General features: G+C 63.9%; 25 protein-coding genes. 16 read left to right on the top strand and 9 right to left on the bottom strand.

Translation table 11 applies throughout. The annotated features are described in order from the left end of the window. Positions 1-22: 22 nt before the first annotated feature. Positions 23-754, bottom strand: coding sequence for a haloacid dehalogenase type II (locus AB7Z56_RS38390; RefSeq protein WP_231143641.1), 732 nt, complete (start codon positions 752-754; stop codon positions 23-25). A gap of 533 nt (positions 755-1287) precedes the next feature. Here AB7Z56_RS38390 and AB7Z56_RS38385 point away from each other — a divergent pair. From AB7Z56_RS38385 to AB7Z56_RS38375, 3 genes are read left to right on the top strand one after another with little or no spacing between them, the layout of a single operon-like run. Continuing rightward, positions 1288-1884 carry a superoxide dismutase gene (locus AB7Z56_RS38385; protein ID WP_028147969.1) on the top strand — a complete coding sequence of 199 codons (597 nt, stop codon included), beginning with the start codon at positions 1288-1290 and terminating at the stop codon, positions 1882-1884. Positions 1885-1898: 14 nt separating this feature from the next. After that, a complete protein-coding gene (locus tag AB7Z56_RS38380) occupies positions 1899-2549 on the top strand; it encodes a hypothetical protein (protein WP_063985641.1) in 651 nt (216 codons plus the stop codon). Between the two features lie 38 nt (positions 2550-2587). After that, positions 2588-3085: a GlcG/HbpS family heme-binding protein gene (locus AB7Z56_RS38375; RefSeq protein ID WP_063985640.1), complete on the top strand. Its 498-nt coding sequence runs from the start codon at positions 2588-2590 to the stop codon at positions 3083-3085. A gap of 98 nt (positions 3086-3183) precedes the next feature. Here AB7Z56_RS38375 and AB7Z56_RS38370 read toward each other — a convergent pair whose 3' ends face one another. Then, entirely contained in the window at positions 3184-4068 is an 885-nt protein-coding gene (locus tag AB7Z56_RS38370) for an amidohydrolase family protein (RefSeq protein ID WP_028147972.1), read from the bottom strand. A gap of 329 nt (positions 4069-4397) precedes the next feature. Between AB7Z56_RS38370 and ykgO the strand changes: the two genes are divergently transcribed. The 3 genes from ykgO to AB7Z56_RS38355 all read left to right on the top strand — a co-directional run bounded on the left by ykgO (position 4398) and on the right by AB7Z56_RS38355 (position 5672). Further along, a complete protein-coding gene (ykgO, locus tag AB7Z56_RS38365) occupies positions 4398-4523 on the top strand; it encodes a type B 50S ribosomal protein L36 (protein WP_006611362.1) in 126 nt (41 codons plus the stop codon). A 107-nt stretch (positions 4524-4630) separates the two neighbouring features. After that, the gene (locus AB7Z56_RS38360) at positions 4631-5287 is read left to right on the top strand and encodes a tetratricopeptide repeat protein (protein ID WP_094184308.1); all 657 of its coding nucleotides are present in this window, start codon (positions 4631-4633) and stop codon (positions 5285-5287) included. A gap of 124 nt (positions 5288-5411) precedes the next feature. Continuing rightward, a complete protein-coding gene (locus AB7Z56_RS38355) occupies positions 5412-5672 on the top strand; it encodes a hypothetical protein (RefSeq protein WP_063986708.1) in 261 nt (86 codons plus the stop codon). A gap of 7 nt (positions 5673-5679) precedes the next feature. Here AB7Z56_RS38355 and AB7Z56_RS38350 read toward each other — a convergent pair whose 3' ends face one another. Continuing rightward, on the bottom strand, positions 5680-5862 hold the full coding sequence (locus AB7Z56_RS38350) for a hypothetical protein (RefSeq protein WP_063986707.1): 183 nt from the start codon (positions 5860-5862) through the stop codon (positions 5680-5682). A 328-nt stretch (positions 5863-6190) separates the two neighbouring features. Here AB7Z56_RS38350 and AB7Z56_RS38345 point away from each other — a divergent pair, with 328 nt between their 5' ends. Continuing rightward, positions 6191-7147: an alpha/beta fold hydrolase gene (locus tag AB7Z56_RS38345; protein WP_063985639.1), complete on the top strand. Its 957-nt coding sequence runs from the start codon at positions 6191-6193 to the stop codon at positions 7145-7147. A 118-nt stretch (positions 7148-7265) separates the two neighbouring features. On the opposite strand, the gene cycA is transcribed toward AB7Z56_RS38345, so the two are convergent. Beyond that, on the bottom strand, positions 7266-7661 hold the full coding sequence (gene cycA, locus AB7Z56_RS38340; RefSeq protein ID WP_063985638.1) for a cytochrome c-550 CycA: 396 nt from the start codon (positions 7659-7661) through the stop codon (positions 7266-7268). Positions 7662-7925: 264 nt separating this feature from the next. Here cycA and AB7Z56_RS38335 point away from each other — a divergent pair, with 264 nt between their 5' ends. Both AB7Z56_RS38335 and AB7Z56_RS38330 read left to right on the top strand, forming a co-directional pair. Next, the gene (locus AB7Z56_RS38335; RefSeq protein WP_063985637.1) at positions 7926-9419 is read left to right on the top strand and encodes an FAD-linked oxidase C-terminal domain-containing protein; all 1494 of its coding nucleotides are present in this window, start codon (positions 7926-7928) and stop codon (positions 9417-9419) included. A 26-nt stretch (positions 9420-9445) separates the two neighbouring features. Further along, positions 9446-10609, top strand: a complete 1164-nt coding sequence (locus tag AB7Z56_RS38330) for an acyltransferase family protein (protein ID WP_063985636.1) — start codon at positions 9446-9448, stop codon at positions 10607-10609. A gap of 45 nt (positions 10610-10654) precedes the next feature. Here the strand turns inward: AB7Z56_RS38330 and AB7Z56_RS38325 are convergent, their stop codons facing one another. Further along, entirely contained in the window at positions 10655-11140 is a 486-nt protein-coding gene (locus tag AB7Z56_RS38325; RefSeq protein WP_155794877.1) for a putative quinol monooxygenase, read from the bottom strand. 221 nt (positions 11141-11361) lie between these two features. Between AB7Z56_RS38325 and AB7Z56_RS38320 the strand changes: the two genes are divergently transcribed. The 4 genes from AB7Z56_RS38320 to AB7Z56_RS38305 all read left to right on the top strand — a co-directional run bounded on the left by AB7Z56_RS38320 (position 11362) and on the right by AB7Z56_RS38305 (position 15846). Continuing rightward, positions 11362-12600: an FAD-binding protein gene (locus AB7Z56_RS38320; protein WP_063985635.1), complete on the top strand. Its 1239-nt coding sequence runs from the start codon at positions 11362-11364 to the stop codon at positions 12598-12600. After that, positions 12597-13919 carry a glycolate oxidase subunit GlcF gene (gene glcF / locus AB7Z56_RS38315; protein WP_063985634.1) on the top strand — a complete coding sequence of 441 codons (1323 nt, stop codon included), beginning with the start codon at positions 12597-12599 and terminating at the stop codon, positions 13917-13919. Before AB7Z56_RS38320 ends, glcF begins: the two co-directional genes overlap by 4 nt. Positions 13920-13987: 68 nt before the next feature. Then, the gene (locus AB7Z56_RS38310) at positions 13988-14362 is read left to right on the top strand and encodes a histone (protein ID WP_071909499.1); all 375 of its coding nucleotides are present in this window, start codon (positions 13988-13990) and stop codon (positions 14360-14362) included. A 452-nt stretch (positions 14363-14814) separates the two neighbouring features. Beyond that, entirely contained in the window at positions 14815-15846 is a 1032-nt protein-coding gene (locus AB7Z56_RS38305; RefSeq protein WP_063985632.1) for a TorF family putative porin, read from the top strand. Positions 15847-16104: 258 nt separating this feature from the next. On the opposite strand, the gene AB7Z56_RS38300 is transcribed toward AB7Z56_RS38305, so the two are convergent. After that, entirely contained in the window at positions 16105-17868 is a 1764-nt protein-coding gene (locus AB7Z56_RS38300) for an ABC transporter ATP-binding protein/permease (protein ID WP_063985631.1), read from the bottom strand. Between the two features lie 307 nt (positions 17869-18175). Here AB7Z56_RS38300 and AB7Z56_RS38295 point away from each other — a divergent pair, with 307 nt between their 5' ends. Together AB7Z56_RS38295 and AB7Z56_RS38290 are read left to right on the top strand one after the other, a co-directional pair. Next, positions 18176-19840, top strand: coding sequence for an L-lactate permease (locus tag AB7Z56_RS38295; protein WP_063985630.1), 1665 nt, complete (start codon positions 18176-18178; stop codon positions 19838-19840). A gap of 242 nt (positions 19841-20082) precedes the next feature. Continuing rightward, positions 20083-20481, top strand: a complete 399-nt coding sequence (locus AB7Z56_RS38290; RefSeq protein ID WP_063985629.1) for an META domain-containing protein — start codon at positions 20083-20085, stop codon at positions 20479-20481. A 146-nt stretch (positions 20482-20627) separates the two neighbouring features. Here AB7Z56_RS38290 and AB7Z56_RS38285 read toward each other — a convergent pair whose 3' ends face one another. The 3 genes from AB7Z56_RS38285 to AB7Z56_RS38275 form a co-directional block, all read right to left on the bottom strand. Then, entirely contained in the window at positions 20628-21839 is a 1212-nt protein-coding gene (locus AB7Z56_RS38285; protein ID WP_063985628.1) for a hypothetical protein, read from the bottom strand. Between the two features lie 143 nt (positions 21840-21982). Next, positions 21983-23614 carry a chaperonin GroEL gene (groL, locus tag AB7Z56_RS38280; protein WP_063985627.1) on the bottom strand — a complete coding sequence of 544 codons (1632 nt, stop codon included), beginning with the start codon at positions 23612-23614 and terminating at the stop codon, positions 21983-21985. A gap of 108 nt (positions 23615-23722) precedes the next feature. Next, positions 23723-24019: a co-chaperone GroES gene (locus AB7Z56_RS38275; RefSeq protein WP_014491914.1), complete on the bottom strand. Its 297-nt coding sequence runs from the start codon at positions 24017-24019 to the stop codon at positions 23723-23725. Positions 24020-24348: 329 nt separating this feature from the next. Between AB7Z56_RS38275 and AB7Z56_RS38270 the strand changes: the two genes are divergently transcribed. Beyond that, entirely contained in the window at positions 24349-24870 is a 522-nt protein-coding gene (locus tag AB7Z56_RS38270; RefSeq protein WP_063985626.1) for a hypothetical protein, read from the top strand. Positions 24871-25005: the final 135 nt, after the last annotated feature.

The raw sequence follows: 25005 nt of genomic DNA, 5'->3' as shown, positions 1-25005 counted from the left end.
ACTCATGGGCGGGCGGCGATGCTTAGGCGATCGTTGGCAGTTCCGAGAGCGCGCGGACACGATGATCCGGCGCGAACCCTAGCTCGTCCATCTGGGTCCGGATCGCCTTATACATCGTCAGCGGTGCCACGAGTTCGTTCTCGACGCAAGCCAGCGCCATCGCCTCGGGCGTCACGCGTTCGATCCAGGCGACGTTCAGCCCGAACGACTTCGCGCCGGCGACATCCCAGGGATTGGACGAGACGAACAGAACCTCATCCGGCTTGGTGCCGAACGTCTCGCCGATCAGCGTGTAGGCCTCTGGAGATGGCTTGAAGACCTTCTTTGCATCCACGCTGATGGTAGCGTCGAGCAGACGGTCGAGCCCGGAATTGCGCACGAGCGCATTCAGCATGTCCGGACTGCCATTCGAGAGGATGGCGAGCTTTCGCGGCTTCAGCGCGGCAAGCGCGGCGGCTGCATCGGGGTAGAGATCGAGATCCAGGTATTTCTCGATCACCCGCTCGAACGCTTCGCCTTCGTAGGCGAGCCCGAGCAGGCGCAGCGTATAGGCGAGCGAGTCGCGCGTGACGGCGGCAAAATCCTGGTAGCGCCGCATCAGCGAGCGCAACCAGGTGTATTCGAGCTGCTTGATCCGCCAGACCTGCGTGATGATCTCGCCATAACCCGGAAAAGCATCCTCGGTGATCTCTGCGACCGACTGGATGTCGTACAGCGTTCCGTAAGCGTCGAAGACGACGGCCTTGATGCTCATGGCTCGCTCCTTTGGGACTTTGCGGTGGCGCACGGACAATACCGAAACGGCCCGGTACTCGACAAGGTCGGAACCTTCTTCAAACAATCGTCACCCCGTCGACCTCGCGCAGCAGATTGACACTGCCGCCGGCAGGCGTTTAATTCAGGGTACGGGGATTTGCGATCTCCCCGCGAGGCGACATGCCCAAGTATCGCGTCCTGGTCACCAAGGACGCCGCATGTCTTCTTTCATCTCGATCTCATCAGAGAAATTGTCCCGTCAATTGGCGCCGCCAGCGCGCCGACCCTCGTCGATGTCCGTATCGACAAGGACCGCGCGGTCTATTTGCGCACTCGACAAGACGGCGAGCACCAAGAGCTAGCGAGCACACGGGGCAAGTCGGGGACGACGATGACGTGGAGGACTCCATGACGACGAATACCGACCGCCGAGACTTCATCAGGGGCGTGGGGGCCGCCGCGGCATCGACCGCAATACTCGCGGGGACGCAAGCCCTTGCGCAAGCCAATCAGCCAACAGGAGCCAGGCCAATGACATACCAGCCCAAGCCGATGCCGTTCGATCCGAAATCCATTGCCGGCATCTCGGAGAAGGTGCTCGTCAGCCACTACGAGAACAACTATGTCGGTGCCGTAAAGCGACTCAACGCGATCGGAACGCAACTCGCCGAGCTCGACTTCGCGAAAGCTCCGAACTTCGTCATCAACGGCCTGAAGCGCGAGGAACTCGTCGCGTCAAACTCGATGATCCTCCACGAAATCTATTTCGACGGGCTCGGCGGTGCCGGCAAGCCGAGCACACCACTTGCCGACGCGATCGCGCGCGACTTCGGCAGCATGGAGCGGTGGCGCGCGGAGTTCTCCGCCATGGGCAAGGCCGAAGGCGGCGGCTCCGGCTGGGTGATTCTTTCCTACTCACCGCGCGACAAGCGGCTGGTCAATCAGTGGGCCGCCGACCACACGACGACGCTGGCCGGCGGACGCCCCGTGCTGGTGCTCGACATGTATGAGCACGCCTATCATATGGATTATGGCGCGGCGGCCGCGAAGTATGTCGACATCTACATGGAAGCGATCAAGTGGGACAACGCTGCAACACTGTACGATCAATACAGGCGGGAAGCTTAGACGTCGTGCAAAAAATGAGCGTAGCGCTCTTGGGGGCGGCGTTGTTCCTATTGTTGGTGGGAGGAAACGCGATGGCAGAAACTGTAAATTTTGACAACGCAGCAACCGGCGCAGCGCCCGAAGGCTGGACTCTGACGATGACGGGTCGTGGCCAGCCCAAATGGACGGTCGAGGTGGAGTCGACGGCGCCAAGCAAGCCGAACGTCCTGAAACAATCCGGTCAGGCGACGTTTCCAGTGGCGCTCAGGAACGGTACCAGCATCCTGGACGGGTTTGTCGAGGTCAAGTTCAAGGCGATCGCAGGCTCCGAGGATCGTGCGGCCGGTATTGTCTGGCGCGCAAAGGATGCCGACAATTACTATGTCGTGCGGGCCAACGCGCTTGAAGACAATGTTGTGCTCTACAAGACGATCAAGGGTGTTCGCAGCGCGCTCGATATTGTCGGCCGGAAAGGCGGCTATGGCGTCAAGGTATCGGTGCCGTCAGGTCAATGGCATTCCCTACGTTGCGAATTCGCGGGAAAGCTATTCAAGGTGACGTATGACGGCAAGCCGATGTTCGAGGTGGAGGACGAATCGATCAGGGACGCCGGCATGATCGGCTTGTGGACCAAGGCCGACAGTGTCACCGTATTCGACGACCTGACATACGGTGCGCTGAACTAGGTTAACATCGGCGTCGACCCGCTCACGTCGGAGAAACCATGCTCGCTCGAACCCTGCTTGCGGCCACCGTCCTGTTGATGCTCGCGCACCCGGCAACGGCGCAGGAGCCGCTCGCGACCTACAAATCCCTGAGTCCTGAGCTGGCGCTTGATCTGGCCCGGGCATCGCTTGCCGATTGCCGATCACGCGGGTACCAGGTCGCCGTCGCGGTCGTCGATCGCTTCGGGGGGACACAGGTGATCCTTCGTGACAGGTTCGCAGGTGCTCACACCGTTTCAACGGCCTCGGGCAAGGCGTGGACCGCAGCAACATTCCGTACCAGCACCACCGAACTGAATGCCGTCAGCCAACCTGGCATGATGCAGGCCGGTATCCGCAATCTCCCCGGCACGGTCATTATAGGTGGCGGATTGATTGTCGAAGCGGGCGGTTCGCTGGTCGGAGCCGTCGGTGTGTCTGGGGCGCCCGGCGGTGATGCTGACGAAGCCTGCGCCAGGGCCGGAATCGACGCCATACGCGACAAGCTGGAGTTTTAGGGCCGCCTTGCCCGCCTCAGCGAGGCCTCGAGCGCCTGAGCGTGAGGGCTTCGGCAACCGGTCGAAGCCCTCAATGCGCCGTGGCGATGAGTACGCGGCTAGATCCCCAGCAGCCTGCGCGCGTTGGCCTTCAGCACCTTCGGCCGGATCTCGTCGCGGATCTCGATTTTTGCGAAGTCCGACAGCCAACGGTCCGGCGTGATCACCGGCCAGTCCGAGCCGAACAGCATCTTGTCCTGAAGGATCGAGTTGATGTAGCGCACCAGGATCGGCGGGAAATACTTTGGCGACCAGCCCGAGAGGTCGATGTAGACGTTCGGCTTGTGAGTCGCGACCGAGAGCGCTTCCTCCTGCCAGGGGAAGGAGGGGTGGGCGAGGATGATCTTGAGGTCGGGGAAGTCAGCCGCGACGTCGTCCATGTACATCGGGTTGGAATATTTCAGCCGCATGCCCATGCCGCCGGGCATGCCGGAGCCGACACCGGTCTGGCCGGTGTGGAACAGCGCGATCGCGCCGCCATTGTTGATCTCTTCGTAGAGCGGATAGGCCATGCGGTCGTTGGCGTAGAAGCCCTGCATGGTCGGATGGAATTTGAACCCGCGGACGCCGTATTCCTCGATCAGCTTGCGCGCCTCGCGCACGCCGAGCTTGCCCTTGTGCGGGTCGATCGAGACGAAGGGGATGAGGACGTCGAGATGGTCGGAGGCGATCTCCAGCATCTCCTCATTTTTGTAGCGGCGGAAGCCGGTCTCGCGCTCGGCATCGACAGGGAAGATCACGGCTGCGATGTTCTTGGAGCGATAGTAGGCCGCGGTCTCCGGCACGGTCGGCGGATGCTTGTGCGGCGACTTGAAATAGTCCGCCATCTGCGCCTGGAAGTCGTCATAGCCGTCGTCGGGATGGGTGCCGCAGGGCTCCTCGGCGTGGGTGTGGATGTCGATGGCGACGACATCGTCGATGTTGGGCAGCTTCAGCTTCGGCATTGGTTTCCTCCCGACGGGTTGTCGAATTGATTATATGATATAACGAATTTGGCAAGGCACGTCGTCGAAGCGAAGCCCCAAGTCGACAAATGCGTAGATCGGGCCGATCCGGCCGTTTCTACTTGCTTTCTACTTTGCATGGGGTTGTTTTCCAGAATTTGCTGGTCCGGAACCGGGCAGTTAACATTGACATCCGGTCCTCCCATGCCTTAAGAACCGCCCCGTCCCGGGCGGTCGGTCCGCCAGCGGGAAAGATCTCATTTTGCCACATTCGCGCGTGCCGAAACGGTAGTGCCGAACACGGCCTTTCGAACGTTCAGGATTCTGCCATGAAGGTCCGTAACTCGCTGAAATCGCTGCGCGGTCGCCATCGCGCCAACCGCCTGGTCCGCCGCAAGGGCCGGGTCTATGTGATCAACAAGGTGCAGCGCCGCTTCAAGGCTCGCCAGGGCTGATATTGCCCTCGCGGTCGCCTCGCGCGCGCCCCGCAAGACCACGGCTCACACGAGTTTGACGCCGCCTTTGCTTTGCAAGGGCGGCTTTGCGCGTCTAGACTTTGGCCATGGCAGTGAGATTCTTGGCAGTGAGCTTCCCTTTCGCGCGCACCCTGTGTCTGGCCCTTGTGCTGGGCGCCACTGGCCTTACGCCAGCCCTGGCGCAGAAAGAGCTGCCTGCCCCTCCCGGCAAGGAACAGAAGAAGCTGCCGGAGGCGCCGGCCAAGCTGCCCAAGGTCGACCGCAGCAAGAATCTCGATTTCCTGTTCGGCGCGCTGAAGGCCGCGCCGGACGAGGCCAGCGCCAAGCATGTGGAGGCACGGATCTGGGCGATCTGGATCCAGACCCCGAGCGACACCGCATCGCTGTTGATGGCGCGGGCCAAGACCGCGGTCGACGCGCAGAAGATCGACATTGCGATCAAGCTGCTGGATTCGGTCATCAAGCTCAGGCCCGACTACATCGAGGCCTGGAACCGGCGCGCCACGCTCTACTACATGCAGAATGACTACGGCCGCTCGCTTGCCGACATCCGCGAGGTGCTGATCCGGGAGCCGCGCCATTTCGGCGCGCTCGCAGGCCTCGGCATGATCATGCAGGAGGTCGGTGACGAGAAACGTGCGCTTGAGGCCTACCGCAAGGCGCTGGCCGTCAATCCGCACCTCGAGAAGATCCCCGAGCAGGTCAAGGCGCTGACCGAGAAGGTCGAAGGCCGCGACATCTAGCGGACAAGTTGATCATTTCCCGAGTGATTGCGGCGTGCGCGGATTAACCACGATCACATGTGCGGTGTTCTCAGGGGTATTGTTGAAGCGCGCGCAGGCCTACCTGCATGGCAGGAGCACGGCCATGAAGCGTTTGATCTTTGCAGGTGTATTGCTGCTCGCGTCGGGCTCGATGAGCCTCGCCGACGGCTTGTTCTGGGTGGTCGGCAATCGCGCCACCGGCAAATGCAACATCGTAACCAGCAATCCCGTGATCATCGGCGACATCTGGTTCGGCGACGGTCCCTACACGTCCAGGGCCGATGCCAAGCTTGCCCGTTCGACGATCCGCGCCTGCCCTGCGGTCACACCCGACGAGGAAAAGGACGAGGACGGAACGAACTAGCCTGCACTTAGTGCAGGACGCTACCGGCGCGCTCGACAAGGCCGTGATCGGCGGCCGCGGCGTAAGCCTTTGCAAGCTCCGTCTCGAGATGCTCGTTGATCAGAAGCAGTGCCCGCACTGCACCGCGCAGGTCACCGTTGCAGCTCGCCACGATCTCGTCGATCGCAGTGTCTTTGGATCTGAAGCTCATCGACATTCTCCGGTTCAAATCAGGACACATCCTGCCGGCCTTCCCGCATCCCCTTGGAGTTTGCGAGGAGGATCGGCGCCCACCCGCGCCTAGATGGCGGAACCGACCGTGGCGATTATATGGAAGCCGCGATGACGACTGCATGAAGCTGGTCCGAGGCTTGCGCGCTGTGGGGAATACCATTGATTTTATTGACTTTTTTCATACTCGAATTATGCACATATCCACAGCCCCGGCTTTTCAAGTGGAGCGCCGGGTTCCACGGAGCGAAACTGCCGCCCGCTAGTCTCGTAACTGCCAGGTGCCCTGGATCGCCCGGATTCTCTCCATGATCGTGATGTCAGTCGTGACCGCGCTGGTTCTGCTGGCGCTGGCCACGCAGGCCGGCGTCCTTGCCGTGCAACGCGCCTTTCCGCCTCAGGGCCGGATGGTCGAGGTCGACGGCGCTGTGCTTCACGTCGTCGATATCGGTCCGCGCGGTTCAGGCGTGCCGATCGTGATGCTGCACGGCGCGAGCTCCAATCTCGAAGCGATGCGGCGTCCGCTCGGCGACCTCCTGGCCAAAGACCATCGCGTCATCCTGATCGACCGTCCCGGTCACGGCTGGAGCACGCGGATGCGGCGGCAGGATTCGACGCCGCAGATCCAGGCCCGGATGATTGACGAGGCGCTTCGTAAGCTCGGGATCGATCGCGCGGTCTTCGTCGTGCATTCCTGGAGCGGTGCGCTCGGCGCGCGGATCGCGCTCGATCATCCCGGCCGCGTCGCCGGTCTCGTCATGCTGGCGCCGGTGACCCATCCCTGGCGCGGCGGCGTCGGCCGCTACAACGAGATCATCGCAACGCCGGTGATCGGCCCGCTGCTCGCCTACACCATCACGCTGCCGATGGGGTATTTCGTTGCCGAGGCCGGCGCGCGCAGCGTCTTCGTGCCGCAGACCATGCCGGATGGCTTCGTGCAGGACTCCGCGACGCCGCTATTGCTGCGCCCGCGCGAGTTCATCGCCAATGCCTACGATTTGGTGACGCTGAAGGAAGCGGTGACGGCGCAGGCTGCGCGTTACGGCGAGATCAAGGCGCCGGTCACGATCATCGCCGGCGAGCCCGACAAGACGGTGAAGACCGGCATCCACGCGCGTCCCTTCGCCGCGATGGTGCCGGGTGCAAAGCTGATCGTGCTGCCCGATCTCGGCCACATGGTGCAGAACGCTGTGCCGGATCTGGTGAAGACGGAGATCGAGACGATGATCGGGAAAATCGTCCCGGCGCAGGCGGCCGCCGATTAAAGCGTTTTCGAGCGAAGTGGATACCGGTTCGCGTGAAGAAAACGCGTCAAAACAAGAAGCCCGAGCTTCGGTTCTGACTCAATCAGAACCGAAGCTCGGGCGGCCGCCGTTCACGCGCTTACTGCTTGATTTTCCCGTCCTTGTCGAACTGCGCGACGAAGGACCAGAGATTGTTGATCTCGTTCTCATTCTTGATGCCGGCGAACGCCATCTTGGTGCCGGGGATCTTGGCCTTGGGGTCCTTGATGTATTCCTTGAACGTGGCTTCGTCCCAGGTGATGCCGGAATTCTTGTTCGCATCCGAATAATTGTAGTCCGGCGCGGTGCCTGACTTGCGGCCGTTGAGGCCGTTGAGCTCGGGGCCGACCTTGTTCTTGGCGCCTTCGCCGATGGCGTGGCAGGCCAGGCATTTGTTGAACGACGATTTGCCGGCCGCAACATCCTGCGCCATCGCGGCGGGTGCGGTGGCAGTCACGGTGAGGATCATCAGTGCGCCAAAAGTCAGTTTTGTCATCGGGTGCTCTTCGTCTCTTCCCTGGTGGGTCTAGGCTGGTCGGTCTTGCCTGGTCGGCAAACGACGGACCCGCCGGTTTTGGCAGGCCCGCCCGGCTTGGACAAGCCGCGAAACCATGACAGGTTTCATGCTGTCCTACTTGTCCCAGAGCGAACTCGCCGAAGATGGCCGCTCCGACTTTCGGATGGCCTACCCAAACAGGCGCGGACGTGGTTGATTTGCCGCGATAATTTGATCGTGGGCTACGAGTCGGAAGGATATGTTATGGCCATCATGATGCCCGCGAGCGACCAGACCGTGCTGGCGCGCCGCGCTGAGATCGTGGCTGCATTGCGCGCAATCGTGCCCGGCGAGGGCGTGATCGACAGCGCCTCCGAGATGCGGGCCTACGAATCCGACGGGCTGACGGCCTATCGGCAACCGCCGATGGTCGTGGTGCTGCCCGACACCACCGAGCAGGTCTCGCTCGTCCTGAAATATTGTGCCGGGCAGGGGATCAAGGTGGTTCCGCGCGGCTCCGGCACTTCGCTGTCCGGGGGCGCGCTGCCGCTGGAAGACGGCGTGCTGCTCGGGCTCGGCAAGTTCAAGCGGATCCGCGAGATCGATTTCGACAACCGCGTCGTCGTCACCGAGCCCGGCGTCACCAATCTCGCCATCAGCCAGGCGGTCGCGCATGCCGGCTTCTACTACGCCCCCGATCCGTCCTCGCAGATCGCCTGCTCGATCGGCGGCAATGTCGCGGAGAATTCCGGCGGCGTGCACTGCCTGAAATACGGCATGACCACCAACAACGTGCTCGGTTGCGAGATTGTCCTGATGAGCGGCGAGATCCTGCGCATCGGCGGCAAGTCGGCGGAGAACACCGGCTACGACCTGATGGGCGTCATCACCGGCTCGGAAGGTCTGCTCGGGGTCATCACCGAGATCACGGTGCGCATCCTGCAAAAGCCGGAGACGGCGCGGGCGCTGATGGTCGGCTTCGCGCAGGTTGAGGCGGCCGGCGAATGCGTGGCGCGCATCATCGGCGCCGGCATCATTCCCGGCGGCATGGAGATGATGGACAAGCCGGCGATCCACGCCGCCGAGGCCTTCGTTCATGCCGGCTATCCGCTCGACGTCGAAGCGCTGCTCATCATCGAGCTCGACGGTCCCAAGATCGAGGTCGACGAGCTGATCACGCGCGTCGAGACCATTGCGAATGCTTGCGGCTCGACCACCTGCCAGATCTCGACCTCCGAGGCCGAGCGCAATTTGTTCTGGGCCGGCCGCAAAGCGGCGTTTCCGGCCGTTGGCCGCATCTCGCCCGATTATCTCTGCATGGACGGCACGATCCCGCGCGGCGCGCTGCCGAAGGCGCTCGCCCGCATCCGCGAACTGTCGGAAAAGTACCAGCTCGGCTGCGCCAACGTGTTCCACGCCGGCGACGGCAATCTGCATCCGCTGATCCTCTACGATGCCAACAAGCCCGGCGAGATCGAGCGCGCCGAGGCCTTCGGCGCCGACATCCTGCGCGCCTGCGTCGAGTTCGGCGGCGTGCTCACCGGCGAGCACGGCGTCGGCATCGAGAAGCGCGACCTGATGCCGGAGATGTTCACCGAGATCGACCTCAACCAGCAGCAGCGCCTGAAATGCGCTTTTGACGCGCAGGGCCTGCTCAATCCCGGAAAGGTGTTTCCGACCTTGCATCGCTGCGCCGAGCTCGGCCGCATGCATGTGCACGCCGGGAAGGTGGCGTTTCCGGACATTCCGCGGTTCTGACGGTCGATACCCGGCATGGCGGCGACATGGCGGACGTTCGGATCAGTGTGACGAAAGAAGCGCCGGGCAGGCCGCTGGCGAAGTCGCGCCTGTTGTTTATCGACAACATCCGCTGGTCGATGATCATTCTCGTGCTGAGCATGCACGCAGCCGACACGTACAGTCCGTTCGGCAATTGGTACTATGTCGACCGGCGGGAGACCGGCTTCGGCACGGCCCTCTTCTTCGGCATCTATCAGAGCTTCCTCCAGGCCTTCTTCATGGCCGCGCTATTCTTCATCGCCGGCTATTTCGCTGTCGGCGCCTTCGATCGGAAAGGACTTTCGAAATTTGCACGTGATCGGCTGATCAGGCTCGGCTTGCCGACTTTGCTCTACATGTTGATGATCGGCCCACTGACGCAGTATTTTCTGTCATGGACTTGGGGCAAGGGCGGTTTCGGCCATCAATGGCTGACCCATCTGATGGACGGCGAATGGCTTTCCGAGACGGGACCGATGTGGTTTTGCGCGGTGCTGCTGTTGGTCTCGCTCCTCTATGGCCTGATCCGCCAGACCGGATGGCGGGAGCCCAAGGTTGCGCTGTGCGGCACGGGGATTGTTCTGTTCGTTGCGGCCATGGCGGCACTCACCTTCGGCGTTCGCATCGCCATCCACGCCGATACCTCCGTGCTCAACGTTCACCCCGGCGATCTCCCGCAATACGCTCTCATGTTCGCGGCCGGCGCCGTCGGCTCTCGCGGCAATTGGATGCTTGGGCTTGCCGAGCGCTCCTGTATCCGCTGGGGACTGCTCGCGCTGTCGCTCTCTGTGCCGCTGTTTGCAGCGCTCGTGCTGTTCGGGGGAGGCCTGCAGGGGGACACCGCGCTCTATGCAGGCGGCTTCAACGTCGTCAGTGCCGGGAAGTGCCTGTGGGAGGCGCTGGTCTGCGTCGGCATGGGTCTCTTGATGCTGGCCGTCTACCGCCGCTATTTCGACGAGCAAGGGCCGGTCGCCAAATGGCTCTCGGACAACGCCTTCGGCGTCTACCTGATCCATCCGCCGATCCTGGTCGGCTTTGCCCTGCTTCTGCACGCACTGCCGCTCTTCGCACTCACGAAGGCGCTCCTGCTGACCATGTTGGCCGCGATCGGCAGCTTGGCCGTCTCGGCACTGATCCTGCGCAGATCGCCGCTGCGCGCGATCATATAGTCGTATGCCGCGGTCCGGATCGAACCGCGGCGTACGAGCTGGTGCTTACATGAGTGCGTATTGAGCCCGTTCCCGCTTCGCCAGCAGCGGCAGGGCTTCGCCGGCGATCCAGGTCTTGAAATGTGCGCTCTCCTGATGCGCCTTGAAAGCCGCCTCGTCGCGGAACAGCTCGTAGAACAGGAACTGGGCCGGATTGTCCCTGGCGCGCGAGATCAGGAACAGCTTGACGCCGTCCTCGCGCTGCGCCTCCGGCAGGAAGCGGTCGAGGATCGCGGCGACCTTGTCGGCCTCACCGGGCTTGGCCTCCCATTGCGCGACGACGAGCAGGCCGCCGCCGTCGACGGCGTCGCTGAGGGATTTCTGCGTGGCATAGTGGTTCATGGTCCTTGCTCCTTGCTGCTGGGCTTGAGATGACGCCGCCGCCCATGGCGAGAGATAGATCGCCAGGACGGCTCCGAAGGCCCGGATCACCGACCTGCGGCTGAACGCTTCGTGGACGCGCGGCACCAGCCGCTGATGTGTCGATCGCATGCTTGTCTCCATCGGTTGGCCTCGATCGCGATCGGCGCAAGCTTGTAGCGAGGGCCTGCCGGCTTTGGTTCGCCGCTGGTCGAAGTGTCGATGTCGTGAACGCTTCGATCATGATCGAGGCGTCGTGGTCGCCCGTGCAGGATCCCCGACTGCACCGGCGCTGATCGCCAGCGTCACGCCGCATTTGATTTTGGCGGCGAATTTCGCTACCGCCTTTTCCCGTGGATACGCTCAGGGTCAGAGACGCCAAAGACGTCGAAGAGGTGGTGCGCGCGGCGATTGCCAACGAGCAGCCGCTCGAGATCATCGGTCATGGCAGCAAGCGCAGCATTGGCCACACGATGGCGACCAACGCCGTGCTCGACCTCTCCGCGCTGAATGCCGTCACCTCCTACGAACCCAACGAGCTGATCGTCACGCTCCAGGCCGGCGCCCCGCTGGCCGACGTGCTGTCGCTGATCGATGCCAAGAACCAGCAATTCGCCTTCGAGCCGATGAATACGGCGCCGCTGCTCGGCACGCCCGCGTTGGGCACCATCGGCGGCATGATCGCGGCCGGCCTCGCCGGTCCGCGGCGGATCAAGGCGGGCGGGGCGCGCGATCACCTGCTCGGGGCGCACGCCGTCTCCGGTTTCGGCGACAGCTTCAAGACCGGCGGCAAGGTGGTGAAGAACGTCACCGGCTACGACCTCTGCAAGCTGCTGGCGGGGTCCTGGGGCACGCTGTCGGTGATGACCGAGGTCACGCTCAAGGTGATGCCGAAGCCCGAAGCGGAGCGGACGCTGCTGCTGCGCGGGCTCGACGATGCCGCCGCCAACAAGGCGATGACCGCGGCGCTCGGCTCGCCCTTCGACGTCTCTGCTGCCGCGCATCTGCCGAAATCGGCGTTCCGGGCGAAGACCGACGGGCTTGGCGACATCGCCAGCCAGGGCGAAGCGCTGACCGTGCTGCGGCTCGAGGGCATCACGGCGTCCGCCGCGCACCGCGCCGGCTCGCTGCGCGAATTGCTGGCGCCGTTCGGAACCGCGACGCTGGTCGAGGATGTGGCCTCCGCCGCATTGTGGGCCACGATCCGCGACGTCCTGCCGTTCGCGGCCGGCGGTGCAGTTGGGGCCTGGCCGGTGTGGCGGATCGTCTGTCCGCCGGCTTCCGGCGCGGCGCTCGGGACCCAGCTGGCGCGCGAGACCGGCGGCGACATCATCTACGATTGGGGCGGCGGCCTGATCTGGGCCGCGCTGCCGCCGAAGGCCGACGCGCATGCCCCGGCCGTGCGCCAGCGCGCGGATGCGGTCGGCGGGCACGCCACGTTGATCCGGGCGGCCGAGGACGTCAGGCGCGGTGTGGACGTATTCCATCCGCAGGCGCCCGGCGTCGCCGCGCTGAGCGATCGGGTCCGCGCCAGTTTCGATCCGAAAACCATTCTCAACCGGGGGCGGCTGACGCGGGGCGCTGCGGCATGAAGACCGAATTCTCACTGGCGCAGCTCGCCGACCCCGACATCGCGGAAGCCGACAAGATCCTGCGCGCCTGCGTCCATTGCGGCTTCTGCACTGCAACCTGTCCGACCTATGTGCTGCTCGGCGACGAGCTCGATAGCCCGCGCGGCCGCATCTACCTGATCAAGGAGATGCTGGAGAAGGACCAGACCCCGACGGCCGAGGTGGTCAAGCATGTCGACCGCTGCCTGTCGTGTCTGTCCTGCATGACGACCTGTCCCTCAGGGGTGAACTACATGCATCTCGTCGACCAGGCCCGGGTCAGGATCGAGCAGCGCTACCAGCGGCCGCTGACCGAGCGGCTGTTGCGCCAGGTGCTGGCCTTTGTCCTGCCGAATCCGCAGCTCTTCCGCACCAGCATGTGGCTGGCGCGGCTCGCCCGTCCGCTTGCCGTATTCCTGCCGACGCCGCGGCCGTCGGCGACGCCCGGCCTGATCCAGCGCCTCAAGGCGATGCTGGCGCTGGCGCCGAACCGTCTGCCGTCGCCGGGCCCGCTCCCCGGCAGCGTATTCGCGGCACTCGGCAAGAAGCGCGGCCGGGTCGCGCTGCTGCAGGGCTGTGCCCAGCAGGTGCTGGCGCCGCGCATCAACCAGGCCGCCATCAGCCTCCTCACCCGCCACGGCATTGAGGTTGTCCTGGTCCGGGACGAGCAGTGCTGCGGCGCGCTGACCCATCATCTGGGCAACGACCAGGATGCGTTGGCGCGGGCCCGCGCCAACGTCGCGGCGTGGCGAAAGGAAGCGGCCGGCGAGGGGCTCGACGCCATCCTGGTGACGGCCTCCGGCTGCGGCACGGTGATCAAGGACTACGGCTATCTCCTGCGCGAGGACACGGCGTTTGCCGCCGATGCGGCGCAGGTGTCCACGCTCGCCAAGGACATCACCGAATTCGTCGCCGGCCTCGAGCTCGTGACCACTACGCGACAGGACAACATCGTCGTCGCCTATCACTCCGCGTGTTCGTTGCAGCACGGCCAGAAAATCACGGGCCTTCCGAAAGAATTGCTTTCCAAGAATGGATTCGTGGTGAAAGATGTGCCGGAGAGCCATTTGTGTTGCGGCTCGGCGGGGACCTACAACATTCTCCAGCCCGAGCTTGCGGGCCGGTTGCGCGACCGCAAGGTCGCCAACATCGCAAGCGTCAAGCCGGACATGATTGCCGCGGGCAATATCGGCTGCATGGTGCAGATTGCCAGTGGCACGTCAGTTCCGGTCGTACACACGATTGAGCTTCTCGATTGGGCTACGGGCGGGTCGCGGCCGGCATTGAATGCCTCGAGCTAGCCTTCGTCCGGAGGTGACGGCTGAAGACGCCCGATCGACCATTGTTCGGCGGCAACAGGAGGACCACGATGGCGAAAGCGAAGAAGAAAAAAAGCAAGAAGGCCAAAAAGGCCAAGAAGGCTGTAGCGGCGAAGAAGACCGCGAAGAGGGCAGCCAAGAAGTCCGCGAAAAAGTCTGCCAAGAAGTCTGCGAAGAAATCTGCCAGGAAGGCCGCCCCGAAGAAGGCCGCCAAGAAGGCTGCGAAGAAGTCGGCCAAGAAGGCTGCCAAGCCGGCTGCACCGAAGAAGGCCGCAAAGAAAGCGGCACCGAAGAAGGCGAAGGCAGCTCCTGCGCCGAAGCCCTCAGCGCCGGTGGCGGCTCCGGCTCCGGAGCCCGCCGCCGAGACAAGCTGGGCGATGCCTTCGTCTTCTGCGGAGCCGACGCCGGCTGAGGGGCAAGGTTAGGCCCCGAGGTAGGGTCCAAGGATAGGCCCAAAGTCAGGTCCAAGGTGAGGGCAAAGGCTGGGTCCATCCCGACGACAACGACCGACAACAGTAAGGCCGCAGCGGTGACGCTGCGGCCTTTTTGTATCGTCGCAATGGTCGCGGTCTGGTTGTCGTTTCTCACGTCAGTCCGATTCGTGGCACAGGCACCACTGCACCGGCGGCTCCCGTACTAATCCGGGCGGCTCTGTGCACTTTGGAATGCAAATAATGTGATCAAGAAGCAACACAGGCGGACAACCTTTTGTAGAAGTGTCAGAACGCCTAAAAAGTCGGCAGATGCTCGTGATTTTTGCTTCACGGTTCGCATCCTCCCAGCCAGATTGTCGCGGTAACGAAATTTTGCAGTCAGGTCGTACGGCCCGGGGGGCTTCCGGGAAACCGACTGGGTGGAACTGGTGATGGGGATTGAAATGAAAAAAGTGGCTTTGTTGGCAACGGCGCTGGCAATGGTGACGGGTTCGGCTTTCGCGGCAGACATGCCGGTCAAGGCTCTGAAGGCCCCGCCGCCGCCCGCCTTTGACCCCTGGGATGTCGCCTTCGGCGCCGGCATCATGAGCGATTACATCTTCCGCGGCGTTACTCAGTCGAACCACAATCCGTCGGTCGCCGCCTATTTCGAGCCGCGCTACAACGTCAACAAGGACCTCCAGCTCTACGTCGGTGCGTCCGCGGAGAGCATCTCGTTCCCGAACCGCGCCGCGGCTGAAGTCGACATCTACGGCGGTATCCGCCCGACCTTCGGCATGTTCGCCTTCGACTTCGGTATCTGGGGCTACCTCTATCCGGGCGGAAGCTGCTTCGGTTCGCAGGGCACCCTCGCCCAGGGCAATTGCGGCACCGGCCTCGACAATTCGCAGGGCGCGATCGGCCTGCCGATCAACGGCAACTTCGCCAAGAAGGACGCAAGCTTCTACGAAGTCTATGCCAAGCTGAATCTCAATATCAACGATCAGTGGGTCGTTGGCTTCAACGAGTACTATTCGCCGAACTTCCTGAACCTCGGCGCCTGGGGCAACTACGCCTCGATCACCGCCAAGTGGACCGCGCCGAGCACCACGTTCGGTGCCAGTGGCGTCGGCATGTATGTGTCGGGTGAATTCGGCCGTCAGTGGCTCGGCACGTCCGACATCTTCTACGGCATTGCCGGCGACCCGCTGTACTCCAACGGCATCAAGGAGCCGAGCTACAACACCTGGAACGTCGGCGTCGGCTTCACCTACAAGGTGTTCACGCTCGATCTGCGCTACTACGACACCGACCTCTCGAAGGGTAACTGCAACGCCTTCACCAGCGACTTCTCGGCCACCAACTCCAGCCCCGGTTTTGTGACGCCGATCAATGGCGGCGCGAACGCGGGCACGGCGTTCGGCTCCAACTGGTGCAGCGCGGCCGGCGTTGCCAAGCTCTCGGTCGACCTGACGGCGATGACCAACCTGAAGTAAGTTTCTTCCCGAGACGACCTAACGAGGGCGGCAGAGCAATCTGCCGCCCTTTTGCTTTGGGCGTAGGGTCGTCTGTGAGAGCGCTCGGCCTGCATTGGTTCGAGACGCGCCGTAAGGGCGGCGCTCCCCACCATGAGGGTCTAGGATCTTGCCGCGAGACAGACCTCATCCTGAGGAGCCCGCCGGAGGCGGGCGTCTCGTAAGGATGGCTGCAACGAAGGTCCTGTCGAGGCTAGCCTCAGGCTTGGTTGTGCCGCCTCAGCTCGCCACGGTCGGCTCCGCCTGGGCCGGCTCGCCGTCCTTGCCGAGAACGTGGATCTCGCCGTCCTTCACCAACGCCACCTTGCGGGTGTGGAAGGCGTCGAGCGTCGAGCGGTGGCCGATCGAGACGATGGTGGCCTGCGGCAGCTTCTCCGCCAGCAGCCGGTACAGCCGGGCTTCCGATGGTTCGTCCAGCGACGCCGTGGCCTCGTCGAGGAACAGATAATCCGGCACGTGCAGCAGGGCGCGCGCGAGCCCCAGGCGCTGCTGCTCGCCGAGCGAGAGCGTCCTGTTCCAATGACCGTCCTCGTCGAGTCGCTCGGCCAGCTTCGGCATGCCGACCGCAATGAGTGCGTCCCGGATTTTCTCCGATGCGACGGCGCCATGTTCTGCCGGGTAGATGACCGCGTCGCCTAGCGGGCCGATCGGGAAGTAGGGGCGCTGCGGTAGCATCATCAGCTTCGATTTCCCGGGTATGGCGATGGTGCCGGTGCCGAACGGCCAGACGCCGGCGATGGCCCGGAAAAGCGTCGACTTGCCGGAGCCCGACGGCCCGGTCACCAAGACCCGCTCCGCCGGTTGGATCGTGAAGGCATCGGCTGCGACCAGAGGCGCACCGTTCGGTAGCTTCACGAGCAGCTGCTTGAGCGCGATCGCCGTCGTGCTGCCAGATGGTGCAAGGCCGATGGTCGGCTCATGCGTCGGCGGGTGTGCGGCCGAGGCCACCGACATCTCGAAGCCGTCGAGACGGGCGACGATCGCGCGCCATTCCGCCAGCGCCCGGTAGGCCACCACGAAGAACGACAGCGCACCCTGGACGCTCGAGAAGGCCGATGCCGTCTGCATCATGTCGCCGAGCTGGATCTTCTTGGCGAAGAAGGCTGGCGCCACCAGCACGTAGGGAAAGATCACGGCAGCCTGCTGATAGCTCGCCGTGAACGCAGTGAGGCGCTTGGTCCGGCTCATGATGGCGTACCAATTGCCGATCACGAAGCCAAAGCGACGGAAGAGACCGCCGCGTTCGGCACCCTCGCCCTTGAGCAGCGCGATCTGCTCGGAATTCTCGCGGACGCGGACGAGGTTGAAGCGGAAGTCGGCCTCATAGCGCTGCTGCTCGAAATTGAGATTGACCAGCGGGGCGCCGATCCAGTGCGTCAACGCGGTGCCGAAGATCGCGTAGATCAGCGCGCCCCAGCACAGGTAGCCGGGGATCATGAGATCGGTGCCGAACAGGTGCAGCGGCGCGGCGTTGGACAGGCCCCAGAGGATGATCACGAAGGAGAACAGCGTCACGATCGACGAGAGCAGGCCCAGTCCGATCGTCAGGGTCTGCTCGACGAAGTTCTTGACGTCGTCGGTGATGCGCTGGTCCGGGTTGTCGGCCGCATCGCCCTTGAGCTGCATGCGGTAATGCGTCGAGCCGTCGAGCCATTCGCGGAGATAGTGTTGGGTGAGCCACTGCCGCCAGCGGATCTGGAGCCACTGGTTCAGGTACAGCTTGTAGACCGCCAGCGCGATCGCCGTGAAGGCGAGGCCGATGAAGATCCAGATCTGCGTGACGAAGGCGTCCCAGTCGCTGTTCTGGAGCGCGCTGTAGAACCGGTTCTGCCACTGGTTCACCAGCACGTCGATCGCGACCAGCGCCAGCTCGATCGCGATCACGGCGGCGAGCAGGCCGCGGCCGACCCACTTGTCCTCCGATCGGAAATAGGGGGCGGCGATTCGCCAGACGATCGCGAGCGTGGCGCTGATGTTCTTCACAGAGCTCTGTCTCCTGAGGGGATGTGCACAACGCCCATAGGCCAAATGGCTGTGGCAACGGCAGAAAGCGCTTAGACTAAAGTCGCAAGTTCAGCAATTTGCGTTGGCTTGTCGCAGCTTGCAACCCTAGCATGGGTACAACGGCGCGGGGTGGGGGCCTCCGGGACTTCGCGGGCTTGTGAGCGGACGGGAACCGCCGCACTCGCGAGGAATTCGCGTCCAGCTCGGGGGTTATCGCTTCCAGCGTCAAGCAGGCTCGGCTGTCCACGCGGGCCGCCTGCCGCAACAGGCGTGGGGGAGGAAGACCATGTGGAATCAAGTCTATGACCCGCTGCACAGTCCGGTGCTGTCGACGATCGCAGCGGCAATACCCGTCGTCACGCTGCTGATCCTGATCGCGAGCGGTCGCGTCCAGGCCCATATTGCTGCAATCATCGCCGTGATCGTGGCCAACCTGATCACGATCTTCGTGTTCACCATGCCGGCGAACATGTCGATCCGCGCCTCGATCCTCGGCATCGTGACCGGCTTCTTCCCGATCGGCTGGATCGTTCTCAACGTCATCTTCCTCTACCAGGTGACGGTGACCACCGGGCGCTTCGAGCTGCTCAAGCGCGCGGTCGGCGGCGTCACCGAGGACCGGCGGCTGCAATTGCTGCTGATCGCGTTCTCCTTCGGCGCGTTCTTCGAGGGAGCCTCGGGCTTCGGCACGCCGGTCGCCATCACGGGCGCCGTGCTGATCGGGCTCGGCTTCTCGCCGCTCGCGGCCTCCGGCCTGTCGCTGATCGCCAATACCGCGCCGGTCGCTTTTGGCGCGCTGGGCACGCCGATCCAGGGTCTTGCCTCGGTCACCGGGCTTGATCCCTACATCCTCGGCGCGATGGTCGGACGGCAGTTGCCGATCTTCTCTCTGATCGTGCCGTTCTGGGTGGTGTGGGCCTTCGCAGGTTGGAAGGGCATGAAGGATGTCTGGCCGGCGATCCTCGTCACCGGTGTGTCGTTTGCGGTCCCGCAATTCGTGATCTCGAACTTCATCAATCCCTGGATTGTCGACATCGGGGCGTCGCTGATCTCTATGGGCGCGCTGATCCTGTTCCTGAAGGTCTGGCAACCGAGGCAGCTCTGGCTGTCGCCGGCGCTGCGCGGCCGCGATGAATCGGCCGCCACGATGGCCGCGGCCAAGCCGCTCGATAAGACGCCGCTGACGCAGAGCGAGCTCTTCAGCGCGCTGCTGCCATGGATCATCGTCTGCATCGTGATGCTGGTCTGGGGCAACGGCGGCTTCAAGACCTGGGCGAACTCGATCTTCACCTGGAACTATCCCGTTCCCGAGCTGCATCAGATGATCAACAAGATGCCGCCGGTCGCGCCAGGGCCGACCAAAGAGAGCGCGGTGTTCGGCTTCACCTATCTCTCGTTCACCGGCACGGGCATGTTGATCGCCGCAATCATCTCAGGCTTCCTGATGGGCGTCGGTCCCGGCAGGCTGCTGATCCAATACGGCCGCACCATACGGCTCTGCGCGATCTCGCTGATCACGATCTCGGCGATGCTCGCAATCGGCACGCTGACGCGGCTCTCCGGCGTCGACGCAACGCTCGGCCTCGCCTTTGCCGCAACCGGCGTGCTCTATCCCTTCTTCGGCACGCTGCTGGGCTGGCTCGGCGTGGCGCTGACGGGGTCGGACACCGCTTCCAACGTGCTGTTCGGCAATCTCCAAAAGATCACGTCCGAGCAACTCGGCCTGTCGCCGATCCTGATGGCCGCGGCCAACTCGTCCGGCGGCGTGATGGGCAAGATGATCGACGCGCAATCGATCGTCGTCGCCTCCACTGCCACCAACTGGTACGGCCATGAGGGCACGATCCTGCGCTTCGTGTTCTGGCACTCGATCGTGCTGGCCTCTCTGGTCGGCCTGTTCGTGACGTTGCAGGCCTATGTCTGGCCGTTCACGGCGATGGTGCTGAAGTAGCAGACCACGCCACGCTTCAACGCAAATCCCCGCAGGGCTTCGCCGCCTTGCGGGGATTTTTGCATCTAAAGCATGATCCGGAAAAGTGCGAAGCGGTTTTCCGAAAAAATCATGCTCAAACAACAAGCTGAAGCACGATGACGATTCGTCCCAATCTCATCGCGCTTTAGCCTCCGCGAACCTTCTCAACGGCGCCGCCGTCTTATAGAAGGTGCCGCAAATCAGGTCGGTCGAGAGGTCTCATGGTTTCGCTAAAGCAGATGGCGTGTTTGGCGGTTGCAATGCTCGCGATGTCCACGCTGGCGCGTGCAGAGGACGGTTTTCCGTTCGGTACCGAGATGACGCTGGAGGCCCTGCCGCAGCCGGGATCGAAGCGGATTCCGAACATCGAGATCGGCGACAATGGCGAAGTCGTGCTGGAGCTCTGGTGCAAGGGCGGCAAGGGCCAGTTCTCGGTCGCCGGCAACACGGTGATCTTCGTCCCCGGCCAGATCCAGGACCGTTCCTGTCCGCCGGCCAGGGCGCAGGCCGACGACGAACTCGTCGCGTCGCTCAGCAGCGTCGAGACCTGGAAGCGTCAGGGCGACGTACTGACACTGATCGGTCCCAAGCCGCTGCGCTTTCGCACGACGGGGAATTAGGTCTCGTGTCCCGGACGCGCTGCAGCGTGCAACGCTGCTGCGCAGAGCCGGGACCCAGACTCGATCGGCGACTTCGCTTGCGGCCTCTGGGCCCCGGCTCAGCAGCGCATCACTGACGTGCTGCGCTGCGTCCGGGGCACGAGAGCCTACTTCCACACCGACTTGTCGGCGTCCCAGCGCTGGCCTTTCAGCTCTTTCGCGAGGGCCTCGATCGAGCCGTTGTCGTCGGGCTGATCGCCTTCCTCGTCGGCCGAAGCGTCGTCCGAGAGATTGAGCTTGGCGCCGCTGCTCTCATCGGCGGTCGTGGTCGAGGGGCTGCCGATCCAAAGCATCAGTTTGTCGGTCGTGCCGGGCTTGTCGGGCGAGATGAGGCCTGCAACCTCGATCGTGTCGGTGAGCTCGAGTGCCGGAAAATCCTGGTTCGGTCGCTTGAAGACGAGCTTGAGCTTGCCGGTGGCCGGGTTGAAGCTGTGCGAGACCTGCTTTGCCGCAAGCGTCCGGCTCATCACGCCGGCGACGGCTGAGGCGAGCTTGTCACGGCTGATCTTGTCGCCGTCGCGCCAGTCGGCTGCGGGAAAGCGGATGGTGCGGTCCATCTCGGTCATGCCCGCGGTCCAGCCCGCCGCGGTGACGCCGGGCATCGCCTTGAACTTCGCCAGCAGCGCGCCGGCGCGTTCCGGATCGACCGACATGTTGATGGTCTGCTCGCCGGCACGCAGCGCGTCGCAGCCGACGGTCAGGCTCGCCAGCGTCACCTCGACGTCCTGGCCCTTCAGGCTCTTCAGGAACTCGGTCGCCGCATCCAGCTTGACCTTGACCGCGATCGCTTCCGGAGAGACGTCGGTGAAATCCTTCGGCTGCGGCGTGATGCCGTCGTCGGAGGTCTGGTTGTCCTGAAATTCCTTCTCGCTGAGATCGGAATTGTCGGGCGAGGTGACCTCGGTCACGGCCTGGCCGATCGCGATCTGGCCGCGGAACTCGAACGTGTCGCCGGACTGTTTGCGCAGCAGCTTGACGGTGACGGGCGCCTTCTCGCCGAGGCTCTGCGTCGTGCCCGTCAGGTTCTGGCCCGCGACCTGGAGATTGACGACGAAGCGGTCCTTGCGGTCGGAATTCTTTGCGACGGGATAGCAGACGTCGAGCACGGCCGCCGTCACCGTCTTGCCCTGCCGCGTCTCCTTCAGGATCACGTCGGCATTGCCGTCCATCAGGCCGTCGATCGAGGTGAAATAGCGGGTCTCCGTCCCGCCCGGCGCCGCGGCCTTCGGCGACAGCTTCATCTGGGCCGATGCGACATCGGGCGAGACGGCAAGCAGGGCCGCCAAAAGGGCTGTCGAACAAACCAGAAGCGCACGCATCGATGAATCCTCGCGCAATCGAATCGGCGCGCCACCGTAGTGGGTTTTGGCCGCCGGTTGAATTGGAAAGCAGAAGGGGCAGGGTCGGCAAAAAAGAAGGCCGCCCGGAGGCGGCCTTCGCAACATTGTAACGGAACGGAGGCTTAGAAGCCGCCCATGCCGCCGCCGCCCGGCATGGCGGGCGGAGCTTCCTTCTTCGGCGTTTCGGCGACCATGGCCTCGGTGGTCACCAGCAGGCCGGCCACGGACGAGGCGTCCTGCAGTGCGGTGCGGACCACCTTGGCGGGATCGATGATGCCCTTCTCGACCATGTCGACATAGTCCTCGTTCTGGGCGTCGAAGCCGAAGGTCTCGGACTTGTTCTCCAGGATCTTGCCGACCACGATCGAGCCTTCCACGCCCGCGTTCTCGGAGATCTGGCGGATCGGGGCTTCCAGCGCCTTCAGCACGATGTTGATGCCGGCCTGGACGTCGGCATTGGCGTTGGTGAGACGGCCCACCGCCTTCTTGGCGCGCAGCAGCGCGACGCCGCCGCCGGGGACGATGCCTTCCTGCACCGCGGCGCGGGTGGCGTTGAGCGCGTCCTCGACGCGGTCCTTCTTCTCCTTGACCTCGATCTCGGTCGCGCCGCCGACGCGGATCACCGCGACGCCGCCGGCGAGCTTGGCGAGGCGCTCCTGGAGCTTCTCACGGTCGTAGTCCGAGGTGGTCTCCTCGATCTGGGCCTTGATCTGGCCGACGCGGGCCTCGATCTCCGGCTTCTTGCCGGCGCCCTTGACGATCGTGGTGTTCTCCTTGTCGATCACGACCTTGCCGGCGCGACCGAGCATCTTCACCGTGACGTTCTCGAGCTTCATGCCGAGGTCCTCGGAGATGAGCTGGCCGCCGGTGAGGATCGCGAGGTCCTCGAGCATGGCCTTGCGGCGGTCGCCGAAGCCCGGCGCCTTGACGGCGGCGACCTTCAGGCCGCCACGCAGGCGGTTGACGACCAGGGTGGCCAGCGCCTCGCCCTCGACGTCCTCGGCGATGATGACGAGCGGCTTGCCCGACTGCACCACGGCTTCCAGCACCGGCAGCATGGCCTGCAGGCCGGACAGCTTCTTCTCGTGCAGGAGGATGTAGGCGTCCTCGAGCTCGGCGGTCATCTTCTCGGCGTTGGTGACGAAGTAGGGCGACAGATAGCCGCGGTCGAACTTCATGCCCTCGACGATGTCGACCTCGGTGTCGAGTGACTTGTTCTCCTCGACGGTGATGACGCCCTCGTTGCCGACCTTCTGCATCGCCTGGGCGATCATCTTGCCGATGGCGGCATCGCCGTTGGCCGAGATGGTGCCGACCTGGGCGACCTCGGAGGAGGCGGCGACCGGCTTGGCGCGCTTTTCAATGTCCTTGATCACCGCTGCAACCGCGATGTCGATGCCGCGCTTGAGGTCCATCGGGTTCATGCCGGCGGCAACCGCCTTGGCGCCTTCGCGCACGATGGCCTGGGCCAGCACGGTCGCGGTGGTGGTGCCGTCGCCGGCGAGGTCGTTGGTCTTGGAGGCGACCTCACGCAGCATCTGGGCGCCCATGTTCTCGAACTTGTCCTCGAGCTCGATCTCCTTGGCGACGGTGACGCCGTCCTTGGTGATGCGGGGCGCGCCGAAGCTCTTCTCGATGACGACGTTGCGGCCCTTCGGACCGAGCGTCACCTTGACGGCGTTGGCGAGAATGTCGACGCCGCGCAGCATGCGATCGCGCGCGTCTCCGGAAAACTTGACGTCTTTGGCAGCCATTTCTTCAATCCCTCGTGTTTCGTGATGTGTTTGCCGCTTGCGGAATGACCGAATGCCCGGATCGCGCGATCCGGGCATGACATTCAGCGGCTGTTCAGGCTGACGGCCTTAGGCCATGACGCCCATGATGTCCGACTCCTTCATGATCAGGAGCTCTTCGTTGTCGATCTTGACCTCGGTGCCCGACCACTTGCCGAACAGCACGCGGTCGCCGACCTTGAGGTCGATCGGGATCAGCTTGCCGGCCTCGTCGCGGCCGCCGGGGCCGACGGCGACGACCTCGCCCTGGGACGGCTTTTCCTTGGCGGTGTCCGGAATGATGATGCCGCCCTTGGTCTTTTCCTCGGCGTCGATACGTTTGACCACGACACGGTCATGCAGCGGACGAAATTTGGATTTAGCCATGACGTTTCCCTTTGGAGGCTCGCTTCGGAAGGAATGGAAGTGGGTAGGGGCGGCGTCCGTCCACCCTCTTGCCGAGGATCGAACGGCGCGCTTAGCAATCGGGCTTTCCGAGTGCTAATAGTGCGCCCGGAAATATGGCTTGGCCGCGATCCTGTCAAGCAAGGGTGGTTAAGCGATTGGTGAGGCGGATATAGGATCGTGTCTAGAGAAACTTATTGGTCGCGCTGGCGTATAAAGGACGTCATTGCTCCGACAGCGGTTTTGCGCTTGGCTGCAGGAGGGATGCGGTCGGGGTCTCATTTGGGGGACGGTTTGCTCGGGGGAATGTCATGATCAGGTCAGCTCACGCACGCACGGTTGCCAATCTGGCGGCCGCCTCCTGCCTGGCGCTGCTGCTTGGCGCCTGCGGCGGCGGTATGAGCCTGCCGTCGTTCTCGTCGTCTTCGCCGCCGCCCGAGGCTGAGCCCGGCACCGGCCCGGAAATGCCGGCGAGCATCCGCGCCGACGAGATCGTCGGCCGCTGGGGTCTCGCCTCGTTCCAGAACCCGGCCGACCGCGCCCGCACCGAGGCCGCGGCCCGGGCGCAGTGCAAGAATCCCTACGTGATCACCGCCGGTTCCTCCGGCGGCGTGATCATGCATCTCGCCGACCAGGCGACGCCGCAGGAGCTGCGGCTGAAGGGCTCGCCCAGCGGCAAGAACTACATCGGCCCGGCGGGTCCCACCCCCGGCGAGCAGGACCGCGAGATCGTCTCCTTCGACGGCCGCGTCCTGATCACCCGCTTCATCGACAAGGACGCCGCCACCCGCTACGGCAACATGGTCTACGTCCGCTGCGCGCCAAGGGCGTAGTTTCTCCTTCGTCATGCCCCGGCTTGACCGGGGCATCCAGTACGCCGCGGCCTCTCGGCTCAATCACCGCCGCCTCTGGAATACTGGATCGCCCGGTCAAGGCCGGGCGATGACAGTGGAGGGGATGGCCCCAAA

This window comes from Bradyrhizobium sp. 482_C4_N1_8 (assembly GCF_052075965.1).
Lineage (GTDB): Bacteria > Pseudomonadota > Alphaproteobacteria > Rhizobiales > Xanthobacteraceae > Bradyrhizobium > Bradyrhizobium barranii.
Note: the sequence above shows the minus strand (reverse complement) of the source record. Positions and strands in the feature narration are given on the sequence as shown.